This is a genomic window from Embleya sp. NPDC056575 (assembly GCF_042793325.1).
GTDB lineage: Bacteria > Actinomycetota > Actinomycetes > Streptomycetales > Streptomycetaceae > Embleya.
This window is the reverse complement of record NZ_JBHTVA010000112.1, coordinates 1-16,177: the sequence shown is the minus strand read 5'-3', so window position 1 is coordinate 16,177 and position 16,177 is coordinate 1. Positions and strand designations below refer to the sequence as shown.

Genomic DNA, 16,177 nt, shown 5'->3' with positions numbered 1-16,177 from the left:
GCACCCGAACAGGCGGCCCGACGAGGTGGGGGCGGGGGCGCGGTGGGGGGGGCGGCGGGATCCGGCCGAACGCCGTCGGCGCCCCGAAGCCGTCGGGCTCGGGACGCCGATCGCGGCGCCGCGGGGCGGGGTGATCCCCGCCGTCGGCGCCACCCGGTCTACGCGGTCTGGTCCACGCTCTTGATGATGGCGAACGGTGCGCCGAACGGGTCGGTCAGCCACGCCAGTCGGCCCACGTCCGGGACGTCGGCGGCGGGCATCGTCACGGTGCCGCCGTTGCGCTCCGCCTTGGCGATCACGTCGTCGGGGTCGGCGACCTCGAAGTAAACGATCCAGTGCGCGTCCTGGCCGTGCGGGTCGGGCACGATGCCGCCGAAGGAGGTCGCCTGCTGGTCGCCCTCGGCCGTGGACAGCACGTTGTACGTCATGCCGGGCATCTCGAACTGCTGTGTGCGCCAGCCGAACAGCTTCCCGTAGAAGGCGAGCGCGGCGGTGAGTTCCACGCCGTGCAGTTCGACCCAGGCCGCCGAGGTCGGTTTGCCGACCAGCTCCGCGCCCTGGAAGGTACCGGGCTGCCAGATCGCGAAATCGGCGCCCGCCGGGTCGGTGAGCGGCGACATCCGACCCATCTCCATCACGTCGAACGGTTCCACCCGCACCCGGCCGCCGCCGTCGGTCACGGCGCGGGCGGTCGCGTCGGCGTCGGGGCTCTTGAAGTAGACGGTCCACGCGGGCGAGGCGCCCTCCTCGGTCAGCGGCCCGAGTCCGGCGACCGACCTGCCGTCCTGCTGGAAGAGGCCGTAGCCGCCGGCGTCCTCGCCGGCCGACTGGAAGTCCCAGCCGAAGATCGTGGTGTAGAAACGCGCCGCCGCGTCGGTGTCGGGGCTGCCCAGGTCGAGCCAGTTCGGCGCGCCGGTCGCGTAGTCGGTGCTGAGCATGTCGCTCCTTCGCCGGACCTCGCTTCGGTCCGAATTGCCGCAGATGTCATGAATTGCACGGACGCGACAAGTCTGACTCCGGACACCGGCTTCCGCGCCTGCGCACGCGCGGGCGCGGGGCCGCGGGCGCGCCGCGGCGGTGCCGAATGGGTGAGGTCGGGCTGGGCGTCGAACCAAACCACCGCTGGGCGCTGGTCGTGTCGGGCCGCGGCGGGGTGGGCGCGTGGCCCGGGGTCCAGGGCTCAGGGGATGACCGTGACCGGCCAGCGGGCAGAGCGGACCAGGCGGATCGCGAGCGAGCCGACGAGGCGGTGGCCGAATCGTTCCGAGGCGCCGACGACCACCGCGTCCGCGCGGACCCGGTCGGCGAGTTCGGCGATCTCGTGCGCCACGTCGCCGTACGCCTCGACGAAGCGGTGGCGCACTCGCAACTCGGCGGCCCGCTTCGTGATGTAGTCGGCGACCTCGTGGACGGCCGACTCGTGCGCCTGCTCCATCACCCCGGCCCCCTCGGGTGTGGTGGCGGCGATGCCCATGGGGGCGCGGACGTAGACGGAGACCAACTCCGCGTCGCCGCGCCGGGCCTGCCCGAGGGCGTAGTCGGCGGCGCGGAGGGAGGTGCGACTGCCGTCCACGCCGACGAGCACGGCGCGCGGTCCGTCCGTACCGAGTTCGAAGACGGGCGGCGACGCGGGGTCGGTCACGGGGGCTCCTGGAACTCGGGGACGTGCGCGCCCACGAGGGGCGGGCGACGGATCCGAGGCTACCCCTGGGTGGGGGACTGACGGCGTTCGACCTCGCAGTCCGGGCCCGGCGACATGATCGATTCGTGGCCGTCCGCGGCGCGGACCCGGAAGGGCGGGCCGTCGTTCGGGCCCAGCGCCTCGACGACCTCGACGACGTGGTCCTGTTGGCCGACGACTCGACCGTGGATGATGAGGCGATCGCCCTTGGTGGCATGCATGTCGACTGGCTCCTCTGGGGGTGGGGTGGGGAGTCGATCCAGCCATCAGATCGTAACAGGATGATCACGGTGGGTGAAGGTCGGGAATGAGCCGTCGTCGATGGCGGCTGGAGTCCCGAGTCGATCTCTCCTACAGTTCGTAGGACTTACTTGCTTCGCCCGGTGAGGGGACGTGTCGGATGGCGCAGCGTGCAGGCGGTGGGTCGGCCACCCCGGCGGATCCGGCGGAGCCGCCCGCGCTTCGGGGCGGTGCGGTGTTCGAGGCGGTGGCGGCCGAGGTGCCTCGGGCCCGTCGGGTGCTGGCCTCGGCGCTGCGTCGGCGGCACGTGCACGAGGACGACGTACATACCGCGCAGCTGATCGTGTGCGAGTTGCTGAGCAACGCGATCCGGCACGGGAGTGGGCCGACGATGGACCTCGACGTGCGGATCGAGCCGACGCGCATCCACCTGGCGGTCCGCAGTCGGCACGCCCGACCACGACGGCTGCCTCGGCCGAACGGTGCGGCGGAGGACAGCGAATGCGGCCGGGGGCTGCGCCTGGTCGAGGCGTTGGCGGTGGAGTGGGGGAGCCGGCCGGTGGCGGGCGAGCTGCTGGTATGGGCGACGCTCGCGCGCACCGCGGCGGGAGCGGGCGGGTGACGGGCGCTCGGGCGGGGCCGGGCAGCCGACGGGCGAGCAGGCGGCACACCTCGGCGCCGGCCCGCCACCAGTGGTGGGTGCGGGAGATGTGGCCCTGTTCGTGTGCGAGACCGGCCGCCGGCTCGTCGTCGAGTGCCGTCGACGCGCCGGCGCCGACCACGATCGAGCGCCGCCGACGGCCGCCGGCAGCGGGTGCGGTGGGGTGCGGGCGCCGCGCAGGCAGGCCCGGAGGTGGTGGGCGACCGCGGCCGGGGTCGGGAACGCCAGGCCGCCGAGGGCGAGTTCGGTGTCGCCGACGCCGGTGACCACCTGGTGCGGCAACTCCCGTATCCGGTGCGCGAAGCGCGGGGTGTCCCGCAGGCGGATCACCGCGGTGAGGACGAGGCCGATCGCCACGACCGCCCGGACCGCGGCCGCGCCCCACGGGACGGACGCGGTCCAGCGGCGCGAGGTGGGGAAGTACGATCGCCGCGCCCGGGAGCGCGGCCGAACTCATCGGCCGTCGGGCCCGCGTTCGATCTCGATCCGGCGGGCCAGCGCACGCAGATCGGCCAACTCCGACGCGTCCAAACGGCCGACGAGTTGGGCCAGTGCCACCCGGCGGGCCGGCTCGGAGGCCGCGGCGAGCGCCGAGGACACCGACGACGTCACATAATTGGCCTCGGTCACCGTCGGCCGGTACACGAACGCCTGACCCTCCCGCGCCCTGGCCAACAGCCCCCGCTCGGCGAGGCGGTTGCACACGGTCTGAACGGTCGTATAGGCCCCGCGCGAGGACTCGGGCAGTTCGGACCTGATCCGCTCGACGGTGCCGGCCTCGATCCGCCACAACACGGCCATGATCTCGGCCTGCAACTCGCCCTGCACTCGCGGTGATTCGCCCATGCCCGCGTCCCTCCGTCCCCGGCTTCGCTCTCCCGGCCCCCGTACCCCGCACCCGTCCGCGCCACGCCGGGTGGCGCCGCGCCGGCACTAGACCGTACCCGCTGGTGCGGGATTCCCGGTCATCCCGCGCTCCTTCGCGCCGCGGGCGTCGGGGCACGATCGCCGGCAGGGTCCGAGGGGTCAACGGGTCGCCGGGACGCTCACGTGCGGGGTGGTCGAGGTGGGCGCGGGGGCGGTTGCCGCGGCCGGGCGTTCGCGCAGCAGCAGGCCGGCGGTGAGCGCCACCAGGGAGGCGGTCAGGCCGTGGACGCCGAAGGCCGTGGCGGTGGAGCCGTCGTTGCTCAGCACGACCGTCATGTCGCCGGCCGGGATGAAGGTCATGGCGAGCATCGTCCAGCCGAGCGCCCGCCGGTGTCCGGTCAGCAGGAGGGCGAGCATGACCAGCCCGGTGCCGATGTCGCGGACGCCCTTGACGGCGAGGAACCCGGTGCCTTCGTGTTCGGGCCAACTGGGCAGGCCGAAGCCGGACGCGGTCGACTGCGGGGCGAGCAGGTAGGACAGGCCCACGTAGATGATGAACGCGCCACCGAGCGCGGCCAGGATGGTGGTGAGGGTCCTGAGCTTCATGGTGTTCTCCCGAGTGTCGGGCCGGTGGGACCGGCCGTCGTCGCCTTGTGGGGAAAACACTCGCCGGGTGGTCCTGGAAGGCACATGGAAGCGACTTGGAGGCGGCTCGGAGGATGCGCGGGGAGCCGCCGGGGCCGGTCGGTGGGGGCGGGTGCGATTAAGGTGATCATGAAGGGTTCGCGGGGTGGTTCGGCGAGGGGAGCGGGGACGTGGCGATACGGGACCAACTGCGGGGCATCGGCGGCGCGGTGGGCTCCGCGGCGGCGTCCGGGCGGGCCGCGGTGGGAAGTCGGATCGGGGCCGGTCGGGCCCGGGTCGCGTCGGGCGAGTGGGTGCGCACGACGCTGGACGCACTGCCTGCGCCGAACGCGCCCACCTTCCTGGCCTGGGAGTTCTCCCTCGGTGCGCTGGTCTGTCGGCACCCGAAGGTACCCGCGATCACCGCCCGGCCGTTGCGGTTGCTCGACGGCCTCGGCGCGGTGCGGTTCGGCCCCGAGACGGTCGGCTTCGACGGGGAGGACATCCCGTGGGAGAAGGTCGTCCGGCTGACCACGCACGACGCGTTCGAGTCGATGACCACGGCGGCGCTGGACAACGAGGTGGACCGGATCCGCGAGGTGGTGCCGCCGTTGCCGGGGCGCAAGTGGGCGGTCACCAAGGTCGTGGAGGGGCTGCTCACCGTCGTCCTGGCCTCGCTGGAACAGGCCGACGACCGGCGCATCGACCGGGTGCCGGTGGCCTGCGAGATCACCTACCGCGGCCTGCTCGGCCGCGAACGCACGCTGCGGGCGAGCCTGTTCGCGACCGCGCTGCTGGCTCGGCAGACCGCCGTCGCGGAGAGCCTGGTGGCCACCGCGCGGGCGCACGGCGTCGAGGTGGTCGAGGCCGCCTCGGCGGGCGGCTCGGACGACGCGGCGGCGGCCGAGCGTACCCGCCTGCTGCGTGCCCGGACCGACACGATCGCCACGAAGCTCCGCGCCCAGCGCGAACAGGCCGAGGCGGTCGCGGCCGACGGCGAGGAGGAGCCGGACGGGGTCGAGGCGGCGCGGGGGATCGGCGACGGGTCGGCCGCCGGTACGGGATCGGGGCCGGGTGACCGTCCGGCGACGGGTACGGCCTCGGCGCCTGCGGCGGTCACGTCCGCCGGTGCGGGTCCCCGGCGCGGTGCGGCGCCGCCGAACGGGCCCTCGCACCCCGCCCATCCGAGCGACGCCACCGACCCGACCGATCCGTTCGCCTGCTGAACGTCGGGGACGCCGCGTCGAACCCTCGGGCGTTTCGCACGATTCCCCCGGCCCGAGGGTCCGCGTGTGTTCCTCGGGCCGGAGTGGCGTCGTGGGTCAGACGACCTCGTTGAGTTTCCCGGTGGCCACGTCGAAGACGAAGCCGCGCACACGGTCCTTGCGCACGATGAACGGGTCGGCCTTGATCCGGCCGATCGACTGGCGCACGTCGGCTTCCACATCCGTGAACGCCTCGCTCGCCCAGGCGGGCTTGAGGCCGGTGTCGGCCGCGATGTCGGCCTTGAACCCGTCGTCGTCGAAGGTCAGCATGCCGCAGTCGGTGTGATGGATGAGAATGATCTCCTCGGTGCCGAGCAGCCGTTGACTGATCGTCAGCGACCGCAGTTCGTCGGCGGTGATCACCCCGCCGGCGTTGCGGATCACGTGTGCGTCGCCCTCGGCCAGCCCGAGGATCGCGTACACGTTCAACCGCGCGTCCATGCACGCGACCACGGCGACGTGCCGGGCGGGCGGGAGCGGGAGGGGACCGGTGAAGTTCTCGACGTAGGCCACGTTGTTGGCCAGGAGTTCGTCGGTGACGGACATGTGGGTTCCTTCGACTGGGGAGTTGCGGGACTCACCCGATCCCGGCGACCGAAGTCTCGTGCGAACCGGGCGGGTTCGGACGCGGAGCGGCCACGCGGGCGGCGACGACACGCGGCGTGGCCCACGGACACCACTCGTCGAACAGGCGGACGCGGCGCGTCGGCCAGAAGCCTTCGAGCGAAGTCGACGCCACACCGGGCCCGTTCCCCATGAGGACAGTGAACTGAACGTGCCCGTGTGGCGCAAGCGCACACCCGTTCGGGGCGGAGCCGCTCAGGAGGCCGGGGTCGATCGGTTGTGGGTGCCCCACAGGTCCCGGGCCGCGTAGGCCGGTTGCCACCGGTTCAGGTAGGTCGGGCGGATGGATTCCGGGAGTCGGCCGAGGATGGTGGTGACCGTCTCGGGATCCGCCCGATCCAACAGCCAGGGCAGGTAGCGGCAGGTGCCGGAGCCGATGCGGCGGCCGTGTTCCAAGTCGAGTCGGTGCACCTGCTCGGCGCCGGCGACCGCGTCCAGGAGCGGCAGGACCTCGTCCTCCTCGTGGGCGAGGTGTCCGCGCAGCCCGATGACCAGGCCGTCGAGGAGGTCGTCGAGCCGGGCGGGTCCCCACACCGGGTCGGCCAGAGCCGCGTCGATCGTGTCCAGGAGCGGGTCGAAGGTGGCGTGTTCCGCCTCCATCACCGCGATCAGGGCCAACTCGTCCGGCCGGTGCGCGAGCCCGCGGCGCAGGAGCGGCCACAGGGCGGCGTCCTCGGCGTCGTGATGCACCCGCAGGTAGCGCTCGAACATCTCCCACCCACCCGCGAACCGCAACACACGCCATGCCTCGTCCTCACCGCGCGCGGCCAGGCGGGCGATCCGCTCCAGGTCGCGGCGCAGCGCGTCGTGGATGGCGAGCGTGGTCGACATGTCGTGCCGAAAGGCCTTGTTGCGCACGGGATTCCTCGCTTGCGGCCGGGTCGGGTGGCGCGGGGAGTCGGCCCTCGATCTCGGTGACTCCGCACTCGTGTACCTCTTTGACGCGCGGCGACGAGGTGATGTGACCGGGCGATGGGTCCACGATCCGGTAGTCGGCGCGGCCGACTCCGTCGATCGGCGTTGTCCGACCCGACGGTTAGAGTGTCGCGGCGTGAGCGAACCCGGCTTCCTTCGCGCCACCCGAGCGTCCTACGACACGATCGCCACCGCGTACACCGACCTCGCCCGCGACGAACTCGCGCGCAAGCCGATGGATCGGGCCCAGTTGGCCGTCTTCGCCGAATCGGTGCTCGCGGCCGGCCCCGAGGTCGGGCCGGTCGCCGACATCGGCTGCGGCCCGGGTCGCATCGCGGCGCATCTGCACGGCCTGGGACTGCGCGTGTTCGGCCTCGACCTGTCGCCGGGGATGATCGCGGTGGCCCGGCGGGAGCATCCCGAACTGCGCTTCGAGGTGGGCTCGATGCTCGACCTCGACCTGGCGGACGACAGCCTCGGCGGGCTGGTCGCCTGGTATTCGATCATTCATCTACCGGACGAGGAACTCCCGGGCGTGTTCGCCGAGTTCCATCGGGTCCTGGCTCCGGGTGGCCGGTTGTTGCTTGCCTTCCAGACCGGCGACGAACCGCTGCGCCTGACCGAGGCGTTCGGCCACGAGGTGTCCCTGGACTGCCATCGTCGGCACCCGGACACAATCGTCGACCTGCTCACCGCGTCGGGCCTGGTCATGCACACCCGGACGGTTCGCGAACCCGACGCCGGCGAGGGTGTACGTCCCACCCGGCATGCGTATCTGTCGGCCCGAAAGCCCGGGCTCGACCCGGTCGCATGAGCCGGTCGTGTCGGGATTCCGCCGCGCCGGGTCGGGTTGCCCCGTGCGCCGTCCGGGCCGCGAGCCCGGACGGCGGTTCGGGAGCGCGCTTCGGGTCAGCCCAGCGACGCGGTCAGGGTGATCTCCGTGCCGGGCGCCAGCAGCCGCGAGATGGGGCAGTTCTGCTTGGTGACATCGGCGATCTTGAGGAACTCGGCCTCGTCGATCCCGGCGGCCACGACGGTGTTCTCCAGGTCGATCCGGGTTACGGTCGGGGCGCCGTCGACCTTGTCCAGGTGCACCTTGGCGGTGGTGACCACGCTCGTGGCCGGGAAGCCCGCGTCGCCCAGGCCCTTGGCCAGGGCCATCGAGAAGCAGCCCGCGAGCGCCGCGCCGATCAGCTCCTCCGGGTTGGTGCCCTCGCCCTCCTCGAAGCGGGACTTGAACGAATAGGCGCCTTCCAGGCCGCCCTTACCGGTGCGCATGGTGCCGGCACCCTCGAGGATGGTGCCCTGCCAGTGTGCGGTCGCGCTACGAATTGTCATGGGACGACCCTAGCGCGTGACGATATTCGTTCCCGTGGAGGTGGCGGCGGCCCGTCGCGCCTCGCGCCGCCTCGGCCCCCCGGCTTCCCGGCTTCCCCGGCCTGGTGTGATGTCCGATGGAGGGCGCCCGGGCGGCGCGGACGTCCCGCGTAGGCTGAGGGCCGAGCCGCCGGGTATCCGGTCGCCGGAGCGAACACCTCGAACGGAGGGCAAGTGCCGTGAGCGCCGACCACGACGCCGCGCTGCTCGTCCTCGACGAGGTCGGCCACCGCTACGGGGACCGGCCCGTGCTCGACGGGATCAGCGCGTCGATCCGCCCCGGGCAGTGCCTGGCGCTGATGGGCGACAACGGGTCCGGCAAATCGACGCTGCTCCGCCTGGCCGTCGGCCGCGAACGGCCCGCCTCGGGCGAGGTGCGCTTCGCCGGCGCTCCCGTGGACGAGGACGACCCGGCCACCCGCGCTCGGATCGCGACCGTGATGGATGTCGGCGCCCACTACCCGGACCTGACGGTGCGTGAGCACCTGATGCTGGTCGCCGTCGCGCACGGGCTCGGCCGCGACGCCGACGACGTGGTGGACGACATGCTCGTCGAACACCGGCTCGGCGACCACGCCGACGTCTTCCCCGGCGGCCTGTCCTCCGGCCAGACCCAGGCGATGTTGCTTGCCGCCGCGTTCGTCCGGCCGCACGATCTGCTGGTCCTGGACGAGCCCGAACAGCGGTTGGATGCGCGGGCCCGGGCCGAGTTGATCGAACGACTGCTCGCACACAAGGCGGACGGCGTGGCGATCCTGCTGGCAACGCACCGCGACGACCTGGCCCGGGCGGTGGCCGATCGTGTCCTGGTGCTGGATCGGTACGAGGCGGGGACGCCCGGGGACGACGGGGGCGGCGAGTCGGCCTGCTCCGGTACCGCGCGACCGGTCGACGCGTCGGGTGCGGCGCCTCGGCCGCACGGGGGTGTCGGCGAGCCCGCGCCGCAGTCCGCGCGATGAGCGCCGACCCCGACTTCGCGGCCGTCACCTCGCGAACCCTGGCCTACCTCCACCGCGTTCGCCTCGCCGAGCGCGAACGGCGGCGCGGCCGCACCGCGTTCGCGCTGTACACGATCGGGTTGCTGGTCGCGATCTGGGGCGTACCGTACCTGGTGGCCGGCCTGCACACCGCGCGGACCGGCAGCTGGGACGGCCCGGCGGCCCGGCACGTGCTCGCGTCGCTGCCGGTGACCGCGCCGACCCTGGTCGCGCTGGTCCTGTACGCGGCCGCGCGCGACGCGGTCTGGCGCGGCCCGATCCGGCTCGACGGGCCGGCCGCGAGTTGGCTGCTGCCGCTTCCGGCGCTGCGCCGGCGGTTGTTTCGTCCCCGGCTGCTCGGGGCGATGCTGGTCTCGGGCGCGGCGGGTACGGCGGCCGGTGGCGCGGCGGGTTTCGTGCTGTACGTCCTGGGCGCCGATTCCTGGTCCGGGTCGACCGCCGGCGGCGCGTTCGCCGGGCTGCTCACCGGGCTCGGCGCGGTCGGGGTCGGCGTGCTCGTGCAACGCCACGACCGCGTTCCGCTCCGGTACGCGGGGCGGATCCTGCTCGGCGTACGCCTGGCGCTGCTCGTTCTGGTCGCCCTGTCCGTACCCGCGCTGCTCGGCTTCGGCACGGGGTGGATCGGCACGGTGGTGTCCTGGAGCGGCCCATGGGGGTGGGCGACCCAACCGCTCCTGGCCGCGACCGCGACCCGCGCGCCGGGGCGGGCCCCGGCGGGCGTCCTGGCCCTGCTCGGAACCGCCGCCCTGCTCGGCCTCGCGTGGCGCGCGTCGGGCGCGATCCCCGCCGAGGGCCTGCGGACCCGGACCGCGCTGGTCGCGCGGGTGACCGCGTCCGTACTCACCCTGGACCTGCGCCAGGCCGGCACCGTCGTGCGCGGCGCCCGGCCGAGCCGCCGGTCGCGCCCGGTGTGGCGACTGCCGATCCCGCGCGATCGCCGGATGACGATTCCGTGGCGCGACGCGACGGCCCTGCTGCGCGCGCCGCGCCTGCTGGGATGGGCGGCCCTGTGGACCACGACCGCGGTGACGCTGACCGCCGCCGCGCCCGAACCGGCCACCCGACCTCGGGTGTTGCTCTGCGCGCTCGCGCTGACCGGTGCCTACCTGGCGGTGAGCCGGCTCGCCGAACCCGCCCGCGTTGAGACCGACGACGTCCGGCGCGCCGGCAATCTCCCCTTCTCCGCCGGGGCGTTGGCGCTGTGGCACGGCGTCGTGCCGGCGCTGTCGGCGATCACGGCGACGGGTGTGGGCCTCGGGGTCTGTGCGGTGGTCGGGCGCTGGCATCCGGCGCTGCTGTTGCTTCCCGCCGCGGTGCCGGTGTTGACGGGGGCGGCATTGGTCAGCGCGTACCGGGGGCCGGTCCCCACGTCCGTGTTGTTCGGCGCGGACACCCCGATGGGCAACACCGCCCTGGCCCAGACCGCGCTGTGGTACCTGCGAGGGCCGCTGGCCGCATTGGCGGCCGGGGTGCCCGCGCTGGCCGCGGCCGGCGCACACGATGGGTTCGCTCCGATCCCGCTCGCCTGCGTCCTCGCGGCGGCCGGGCCGATGGGGTGGTGGGTCCACCACACGGGCTGTCGGCTGCGCGCGGGCTGAGGGCTGTCCGGATAGCGGTCGAACACCTGGGGTATCGGTCGAACGCCCGGGGTATCGGTCGAACACACGTGCCCGGCACGGTCGTTCGACACGTCGAGGCGTCGTCCTGGGCCGAAATCGGTCCGGGGCGACGCCTCGACGGGAACTCCCGGGCTGCTTCCGGCTACTTCCGGGCCTCGATCTCGACCTCGGCCTCCGTCATCGCGGAGGTGACGTCCACGCCGCCCGCCGCGCCGGCCGCCGAAGCGGAGTTCATCGCCGCCCGGCCCCGAGGCATCAACAGCGCCGCGAAGAGCAACGCGACCGCGCCCAGGATCGCGGCGGACAGGAACGCGTCGTGGTTGACCGACAGTTGCGCCTCGTGCACCCTGTGCACGTTGCCCGCCGCCCGGGTCATGTCGCCGGCGAAGCCGCTGTAGGCGATGGTGGCGATCACCGCGAGGCCGAGTGCGCCGCCCGCCTCCTGGCTGGTGTTGATCAGCCCGGCGCCCATGCCCGCCTCCTCCTCGCTGATGCCCACGAACGCGGCGATCTGGAGGGTGACGAAGCACATGCCGCAACCGAGGCCGAGGGCGATGAACGCGGGCAGGATGTCGACCGCGTACCGGCCGTCGAGCGGGGCCCGCCACAGCAGGAGCAGCCCCGCGGTGGTCACCGCGAGTCCGGCGATCAGCACCGGTCGCGCGGCCACCTTGGTGATCAGCCCCGACGCGACGCCCGCACCGACGGCGACCGCGACGGCCAGCGGTACGTAGGCGAAGCCGGCCTTCATCGGCGAGTAGTCGTACACGTCCTGCATGAACAGGCTGGCGAAGAAGAACAGCGCGCCGAACATGCCGAACACCAGGATCGCGGACAGGTTCGCGGTCCGCATCGTCTTCAACCGGAAGACCCGCAGCGGCAGGATCGGTGCCGCCGCCCGCGCCTCGATCGCCACGAACGCGCCGAGCAGGACGGCCACGCCGCTCAGGCTGCCGATGGTCCTCGTGGTGGTCCAGCCCACCGTGGTGGCCTCGCCCAGGGTGAAGATCAACAGCAGCAGACCGGCGGTGAGGGTGGCCGCACCGGCCACGTCGAACCTGTGTTCACGCTCCTCGGCCACGCTCTCCGGCAGCACCTTCGGGGCGAGGAGCGCGACGCCGAGGCCGATCGGCACGTTGATCCAGAAGATCCACTCCCAACCGGGTCCGTCCGCGAGCAGGCCGCCCATGATCACGCCGACGATCGACGCGATGCCGGCGAGCGAACCCCAGATGCCCAGCGCCTTGTTGCGCTCGGCGCCCTCGGGGAAGGTGTTGGTCAGGATGGACAGCGCCGACGGCGCGATCATCGACGAGCCCAGGCCCTGGAAGCCGCGCGCGGTGATCAGCATCGTGCCGTTCTGCGCCAGGCCCGAGACCAGCGACGCCAGCGCGAACAGCACGAAGCCGGCCTGCAGTACGCGGCGGCGGCCGAAGGTGTCCGCGAGTCGTCCGCCGAGCAGCAGGAAGCCGCCGAGGACGGTGCCGTACGCGGTGACGATGTAGTTCTGGCTCACCTCCGACATGTCCAGGCCGGTCTTGATCGACGGCAGCGCCAGGTTCACGATCGACACGTCGAGGAACACCATGAACTGGCCCAGGCACAGGAACGCCAGGATCGCTCCGGTGCCGGTGCCGGTGCCGGTGCCGGGTCCGGATCGGCTCGTCGCCGAATCGGTGGCAGACATCACATTTCTCCTAAACCATGCGGAATCGGGTGATCGAGCGATCGGACGTCCGTGGCGATCGCGGTGTCGGGTGTTCGAGGGCAGGTCCCACCACGCCGGGCGGTCGCGGGAGGCAACCGGCCGCGCGTCGTCGCGGGGATCCGCCGAACCGGCCGCGTCGTACGTTCGCGTCGGTTCCGCCCCCGGCCGCAGGGGCCGGGACTCGTTCGTCACCGCCTTGACGGATCGCCGACGGCGAATGTGACAGCGGGGCGGAAGGCAATTTCCGTACGCACGCGGGATCGTCCCGACACGCGGCCCGAGGACCGCGTCCTCGGGCTTGCCATGGGTCCGCCATGGGCCCGTCCTCGGGCCCGTCCTTGTCCGTCCTTCGGTCCCCGCGCTGTCACATCGGCCCTGGTCGCAACGTCATGGCTGTGAGGGTCGCGACGAGAACCGAGGACGCGACCGAAGGACGGGGACGGTGACGATGACGGTGATGCGGATGAACGAGCACGACTTCCTGGCCGAGCGCTTCGAGACGCACCGCGGCCACCTGCTGGCGGTGGCCTATCGCATGCTGGGCTCGCTGACCGAGGCCGACGACGCGCTCCAGGAGACCTGGCTCAAGCTCAGCCGGTCCGACCCGGACGAGGTGGACAACCTGGCCGGCTGGCTGACCACCGTGGTCGGCCGGGTCTGCCTGGACATGCTGCGCTCGCGTCGCTCCCGCGGCGAGGAGCCGCTGGACCCGCAGGTACACGTGCCCGACCCGATCATCACCGGGATGGGCAGCGGCGACCCCGAGGAATCGGTCCTGATCGCCGACTCGATCGGCCTCGCCCTCATGGTGGTCCTGGAGACGCTCGCCCCCGCCGAACGGCTGGCCTTCGTCCTGCACGACCTGTTCGCCGTCCCGTTCGACGAGATCGCGCCGATCGTGGACCGCACGCCGGCCGCGGCCCGCCAACTCGCCAGCCGGGCCCGGCGCCGGGTCCAGGGCGCGGCCCCGTCCCCCGACGTCGACCTCACCGTCCAGCGCGAGATCGTCGACGCGTTCCTGGCGGCCGTCCGCGGCGGCGACTTCGACGCGCTGGTCGCGGTGCTCGACCCGGACGTGGTGGCCCGCGCCGACGGCGGCCCACTGCGCCCCGGCGGCTCGATCGTGCGCGGCGCGGCGGCGGTGGCCGGCCAGGCGCTGGCGTTCGCCCAGATCGCCGACAGCGCCCGCCCCGCACTGGTCAACGGCATGGCCGGGGTGGTGGCCATCTCCGCCGGCCGGCCGATGTCGGTACTGGCCTTCGGCTTCGCCGCCCACCGAATCGTCAGCCTGGACATCCTGGCCGACCCGACCCGCCTCAGCCACCTGGACCTGACGGTCCCGGCAAGCTGAACGGAGGCCCACGCGGGCCGGGTTGGAGGGTTGGAGGGTTGGAGGGTTGGCGGTGGGCGCGCGGCGAGTTGCCTGGGGGGTTGCTTGGCGGGAGGGAGCGGGGCGGCGGTTGGGTCGAGTTGGCCGGGGGCTTTTGGGGTGGGTCGGACCTCCGGCGGGGGTCGCGGGTGACCGGTGCGGGGCTGGCCAGAGTCGATGGTGGGCCGCCGCCAGCGTGCGGGGCTGCGGGACTCGAAGCTCTCGACGAGATGGGCGTGTTGGTCGGCGAAAAGGCGACCTGCAGCGGCGGGCGGGGTGGGTGCTCGGGTTGGGTCCGCCGGGCTTGCGTTCCCGAGTGGGTCGGGTGCTTTCGGGGGTGTTGCGCTTGTGGTCGCGGGTGGCCGGTGCGGGGTTGGTCAGAGTCGTCGGGCCGGCCGCCGCCGGCGTGCGGGGTTGCGAGATTGGGGCTTCCGGCGAGGCGGGTGTGTTGCTCGGCGAAAAAGCGACCGGCAGCGGCGGACAGGGTGGGCGCTCGGGTCGGGTTCGCCGGGCGTGCGTTCCCGAGTGGGTCGCGTGATTTCGGGCGGGCGTTGCGCCTTGGGCTGCGGGTGGCCGGTCCGGGGCCGGTCTGAGTCGGTGATGGGCCGCCGCCGGCGTGCGGGGCTCCGAGACGTGGGCTCCCGGTGAGACGGCCGTGTTGCTCACCGAAAACCGGCTGGCAGCGGCGGGCGGGGTGGGTGCTCGGGTTGGGTCCGCCGGGCATGCATTCCCGAGTGGGTCGGGTGCTTTCGGCGGGCGTTGCGCTTGTGGTTGCGGGTGGCCGGTGCGGGGCTGGTCTGAGTCGGTGGTGGGCCGCTGCCAGCGTGTGGGGCTCCAAGACTCGAAGCCCTCGACGAGATGGGTGTGTTGGTCGGCGAAATCCGGCCGGCAGCGAGGGAGCGGGTGGGTGGTCGGGTCGAGTCTGCCGAGGGCCTTCCGGGGTGGGTTGGTGCGTTTCGGTGGTGTTGGGGGAGGAGTTGGGGTTCGGAACCGGATATCGGTGGCTGGTTGTGGTCATCAGGTTTCTGTGACCTGCGGTTTTGTGCGGTCGGGATGGAGAGTCGGGCGCCGAGTGCCGGTTTCGTGTTCTTCGGCCTCTTCGGCGTGAGTGTGGAGACCGAAACTGCCTGGTCGGAGGCGGCTGCGGGCGCTGCGGCCTTTCCGGAGACCGTCGAGAAGACCGAAAGTGCCCAGTGAGGGTCGAAACCGGATCCCGAGACGCCTCAAACGCTCGCTTTTTAGTGCTGACCTGCGGTTTTCTCTCACGCCGAGGTCACGGCACCCCACGGCGTCCGGTTTGGTGAACCCTCGCCACCCACATGCCGACGGCACGCCGAAAACACCCGGCCCACTCGGGAACGCTCCCGGTGTACTCGACCCGAGCACCCTCCTGCCCGCCGCTGCTGGCCGGTTTTTCGCCGAGCAACGCACCCGTCTCGTCGGGAGCCGTCAGTCTTGGAGCCCCGCGCGCCGGCGGCGGCCCACCATCGACTCTGGCCGGCCCCGCACCGGCCACCCGCAACCACAAGCGCGACGCCCGCCGGAATCACCCGACCCACTCGGAAAGGCCCCTCGGAGGATCCGACCCGACCGCCTCCCTGCCCGCCGCTGCCAGCCGGTTTTCCGCCGACCAACGCACCCATCTCGTCAAAAGCCCTCAGTCTCGGAGCCCCGCACGCCGGCGGCGGCCCACCACCGACTCAGACACACCCGCACCAGCCACCCACAACCAAGGCGCAACGCCCGCCGAAAGCACCCGACCCACTCGGGAACGCACGCCCGGCGGACCCAACCCGAGCACCCACCCCGCCCGCCGCTGCAGGTCGCTTTTTCGCCGACCAACACGCCCATCTCGTCGAGAGCTTCGAGTCTCGGAGCCCCGCACGCCGGCGGCGGTCCACCACCGACTCTGGCCAACCCCGCACCGGCCTCCCGCAACCACAAGCGCAACGCCCGCCGAAAGCACTCGACCCACTCGGGAACGCACGCCCGGCGGACCCAACCCGAGCACCCACCCCGCCCGCCGCTGCAGGTCGCTTTTTCGCCGACCAACACGCCCGCCTCGCCGAAATGAGGTGCCCTTGATCTTCCGGACAGCAGCCCGCGTAGGGTTGTAAGGAACCGGAAAGAGAAAGCACGTGCCGAAGAGATATACGCAGCAGTTCAAGGACGAGGCCGTTCGCCTGGTGTTGGACGGGCCTCGCCCGATCGTCCAGGTCGCGCGTGAGT

At 72.7% G+C, this 16,177-nt stretch carries 15 protein-coding genes; 6 read left to right on the top strand and 9 right to left on the bottom strand.

Going from position 1 to position 16,177, the window contains the following annotated elements; translation table 11 throughout:
* Window positions 1-158: 158 nt before the first annotated feature.
* The 3 genes from ACFRCG_RS45900 to ACFRCG_RS45890 form a co-directional block, all read right to left on the bottom strand.
* A complete protein-coding gene (locus ACFRCG_RS45900; RefSeq protein ID WP_380042628.1) occupies window positions 159-938 on the bottom strand; it encodes a VOC family protein in 780 nt (259 codons plus the stop codon).
* Between the two features lie 242 nt (window positions 939-1,180).
* Complete coding sequence (locus ACFRCG_RS45895; protein WP_380042627.1) at window positions 1,181-1,642, bottom strand: universal stress protein; 462 nt, start codon at window positions 1,640-1,642, stop codon at window positions 1,181-1,183.
* Between the two features lie 59 nt (window positions 1,643-1,701).
* On the bottom strand, window positions 1,702-1,902 hold the full coding sequence (locus ACFRCG_RS45890; RefSeq protein WP_380042626.1) for a DUF1918 domain-containing protein: 201 nt from the start codon (window positions 1,900-1,902) through the stop codon (window positions 1,702-1,704).
* Window positions 1,903-2,081: 179 nt separating this feature from the next.
* Between ACFRCG_RS45890 and ACFRCG_RS45885 the strand changes: the two genes are divergently transcribed.
* Window positions 2,082-2,543: an ATP-binding protein gene (locus tag ACFRCG_RS45885; RefSeq protein ID WP_380042625.1), complete on the top strand. Its 462-nt coding sequence runs from the start codon at window positions 2,082-2,084 to the stop codon at window positions 2,541-2,543.
* 492 nt (window positions 2,544-3,035) lie between these two features.
* On the opposite strand, the gene ACFRCG_RS45880 is transcribed toward ACFRCG_RS45885, so the two are convergent.
* On the bottom strand, window positions 3,036-3,428 hold the full coding sequence (locus ACFRCG_RS45880) for a BlaI/MecI/CopY family transcriptional regulator (RefSeq protein WP_380042624.1): 393 nt from the start codon (window positions 3,426-3,428) through the stop codon (window positions 3,036-3,038).
* 180 nt (window positions 3,429-3,608) lie between these two features.
* Window positions 3,609-4,055: a DUF4267 domain-containing protein gene (locus ACFRCG_RS45875; protein ID WP_380042623.1), complete on the bottom strand. Its 447-nt coding sequence runs from the start codon at window positions 4,053-4,055 to the stop codon at window positions 3,609-3,611.
* Between the two features lie 209 nt (window positions 4,056-4,264).
* Here ACFRCG_RS45875 and ACFRCG_RS45870 point away from each other — a divergent pair, with 209 nt between their 5' ends.
* Window positions 4,265-5,299, top strand: coding sequence for a hypothetical protein (locus tag ACFRCG_RS45870; protein WP_380042622.1), 1,035 nt, complete (start codon window positions 4,265-4,267; stop codon window positions 5,297-5,299).
* Between the two features lie 96 nt (window positions 5,300-5,395).
* Here the strand turns inward: ACFRCG_RS45870 and ACFRCG_RS45865 are convergent, their stop codons facing one another.
* The gene (locus ACFRCG_RS45865; protein WP_380042621.1) at window positions 5,396-5,884 is read right to left on the bottom strand and encodes a beta-class carbonic anhydrase; all 489 of its coding nucleotides are present in this window, start codon (window positions 5,882-5,884) and stop codon (window positions 5,396-5,398) included.
* 273 nt (window positions 5,885-6,157) lie between these two features.
* Window positions 6,158-6,820 (bottom strand): hemerythrin domain-containing protein, encoded by a 663-nt coding sequence (locus ACFRCG_RS45860; RefSeq protein WP_380042620.1) that lies wholly within the window; start codon window positions 6,818-6,820, stop codon window positions 6,158-6,160.
* A gap of 193 nt (window positions 6,821-7,013) precedes the next feature.
* Here ACFRCG_RS45860 and ACFRCG_RS45855 point away from each other — a divergent pair, with 193 nt between their 5' ends.
* Entirely contained in the window at window positions 7,014-7,691 is a 678-nt protein-coding gene (locus ACFRCG_RS45855) for a class I SAM-dependent DNA methyltransferase (RefSeq protein ID WP_380042619.1), read from the top strand.
* A gap of 95 nt (window positions 7,692-7,786) precedes the next feature.
* On the opposite strand, the gene ACFRCG_RS45850 is transcribed toward ACFRCG_RS45855, so the two are convergent.
* The gene (locus ACFRCG_RS45850) at window positions 7,787-8,215 is read right to left on the bottom strand and encodes an OsmC family protein (RefSeq protein WP_380015297.1); all 429 of its coding nucleotides are present in this window, start codon (window positions 8,213-8,215) and stop codon (window positions 7,787-7,789) included.
* Between the two features lie 218 nt (window positions 8,216-8,433).
* On the opposite strand from ACFRCG_RS45850, the gene ACFRCG_RS45845 reads away from it, so the two are divergent.
* Both ACFRCG_RS45845 and ACFRCG_RS45840 read left to right on the top strand, forming a co-directional pair.
* Window positions 8,434-9,213 carry an ATP-binding cassette domain-containing protein gene (locus tag ACFRCG_RS45845; RefSeq protein ID WP_380042618.1) on the top strand — a complete coding sequence of 260 codons (780 nt, stop codon included), beginning with the start codon at window positions 8,434-8,436 and terminating at the stop codon, window positions 9,211-9,213.
* The gene (locus tag ACFRCG_RS45840; RefSeq protein WP_380042617.1) at window positions 9,210-10,850 is read left to right on the top strand and encodes a hypothetical protein; all 1,641 of its coding nucleotides are present in this window, start codon (window positions 9,210-9,212) and stop codon (window positions 10,848-10,850) included. Before ACFRCG_RS45845 ends, ACFRCG_RS45840 begins: the two co-directional genes overlap by 4 nt.
* Before the next feature lie 163 nt (window positions 10,851-11,013).
* Here ACFRCG_RS45840 and ACFRCG_RS45835 read toward each other — a convergent pair whose 3' ends face one another.
* Entirely contained in the window at window positions 11,014-12,558 is a 1,545-nt protein-coding gene (locus ACFRCG_RS45835) for an MFS transporter (protein WP_380042616.1), read from the bottom strand.
* A gap of 484 nt (window positions 12,559-13,042) precedes the next feature.
* On the opposite strand from ACFRCG_RS45835, the gene ACFRCG_RS45830 reads away from it, so the two are divergent.
* Complete coding sequence (locus ACFRCG_RS45830) at window positions 13,043-13,930, top strand: sigma-70 family RNA polymerase sigma factor (RefSeq protein WP_380042640.1); 888 nt, start codon at window positions 13,043-13,045, stop codon at window positions 13,928-13,930.
* Window positions 13,931-16,177: the final 2,247 nt, after the last annotated feature.

Excerpts from the sequence above, each read along its gene's own strand:
- ACFRCG_RS45900 (WP_380042628.1), bottom strand. The coding sequence starts at position 938 with ATGCTCAGCACCGACTACGCGACCGGCGCGCCGAACTGGCTCGACCTG.
- ACFRCG_RS45890 (WP_380042626.1), bottom strand. The coding sequence starts at position 1,902 with ATGCATGCCACCAAGGGCGATCGCCTCATCATCCACGGTCGAGTCGTC.
- ACFRCG_RS45885 (WP_380042625.1), top strand. The coding sequence starts at position 2,082 with ATGGCGCAGCGTGCAGGCGGTGGGTCGGCCACCCCGGCGGATCCGGCG.
- ACFRCG_RS45880 (WP_380042624.1), bottom strand. The coding sequence starts at position 3,428 with ATGGGCGAATCACCGCGAGTGCAGGGCGAGTTGCAGGCCGAGATCATG.
- ACFRCG_RS45875 (WP_380042623.1), bottom strand. The coding sequence starts at position 4,055 with ATGAAGCTCAGGACCCTCACCACCATCCTGGCCGCGCTCGGTGGCGCG.
- ACFRCG_RS45865 (WP_380042621.1), bottom strand. The coding sequence starts at position 5,884 with ATGTCCGTCACCGACGAACTCCTGGCCAACAACGTGGCCTACGTCGAG.
- ACFRCG_RS45850 (WP_380015297.1), bottom strand. The coding sequence starts at position 8,215 with ATGACAATTCGTAGCGCGACCGCACACTGGCAGGGCACCATCCTCGAG.
- ACFRCG_RS45840 (WP_380042617.1), top strand. The coding sequence starts at position 9,210 with ATGAGCGCCGACCCCGACTTCGCGGCCGTCACCTCGCGAACCCTGGCC.
- ACFRCG_RS45835 (WP_380042616.1), bottom strand. The coding sequence starts at position 12,558 with ATGTCTGCCACCGATTCGGCGACGAGCCGATCCGGACCCGGCACCGGC.
- ACFRCG_RS45830 (WP_380042640.1), top strand. The coding sequence starts at position 13,043 with ATGAACGAGCACGACTTCCTGGCCGAGCGCTTCGAGACGCACCGCGGC.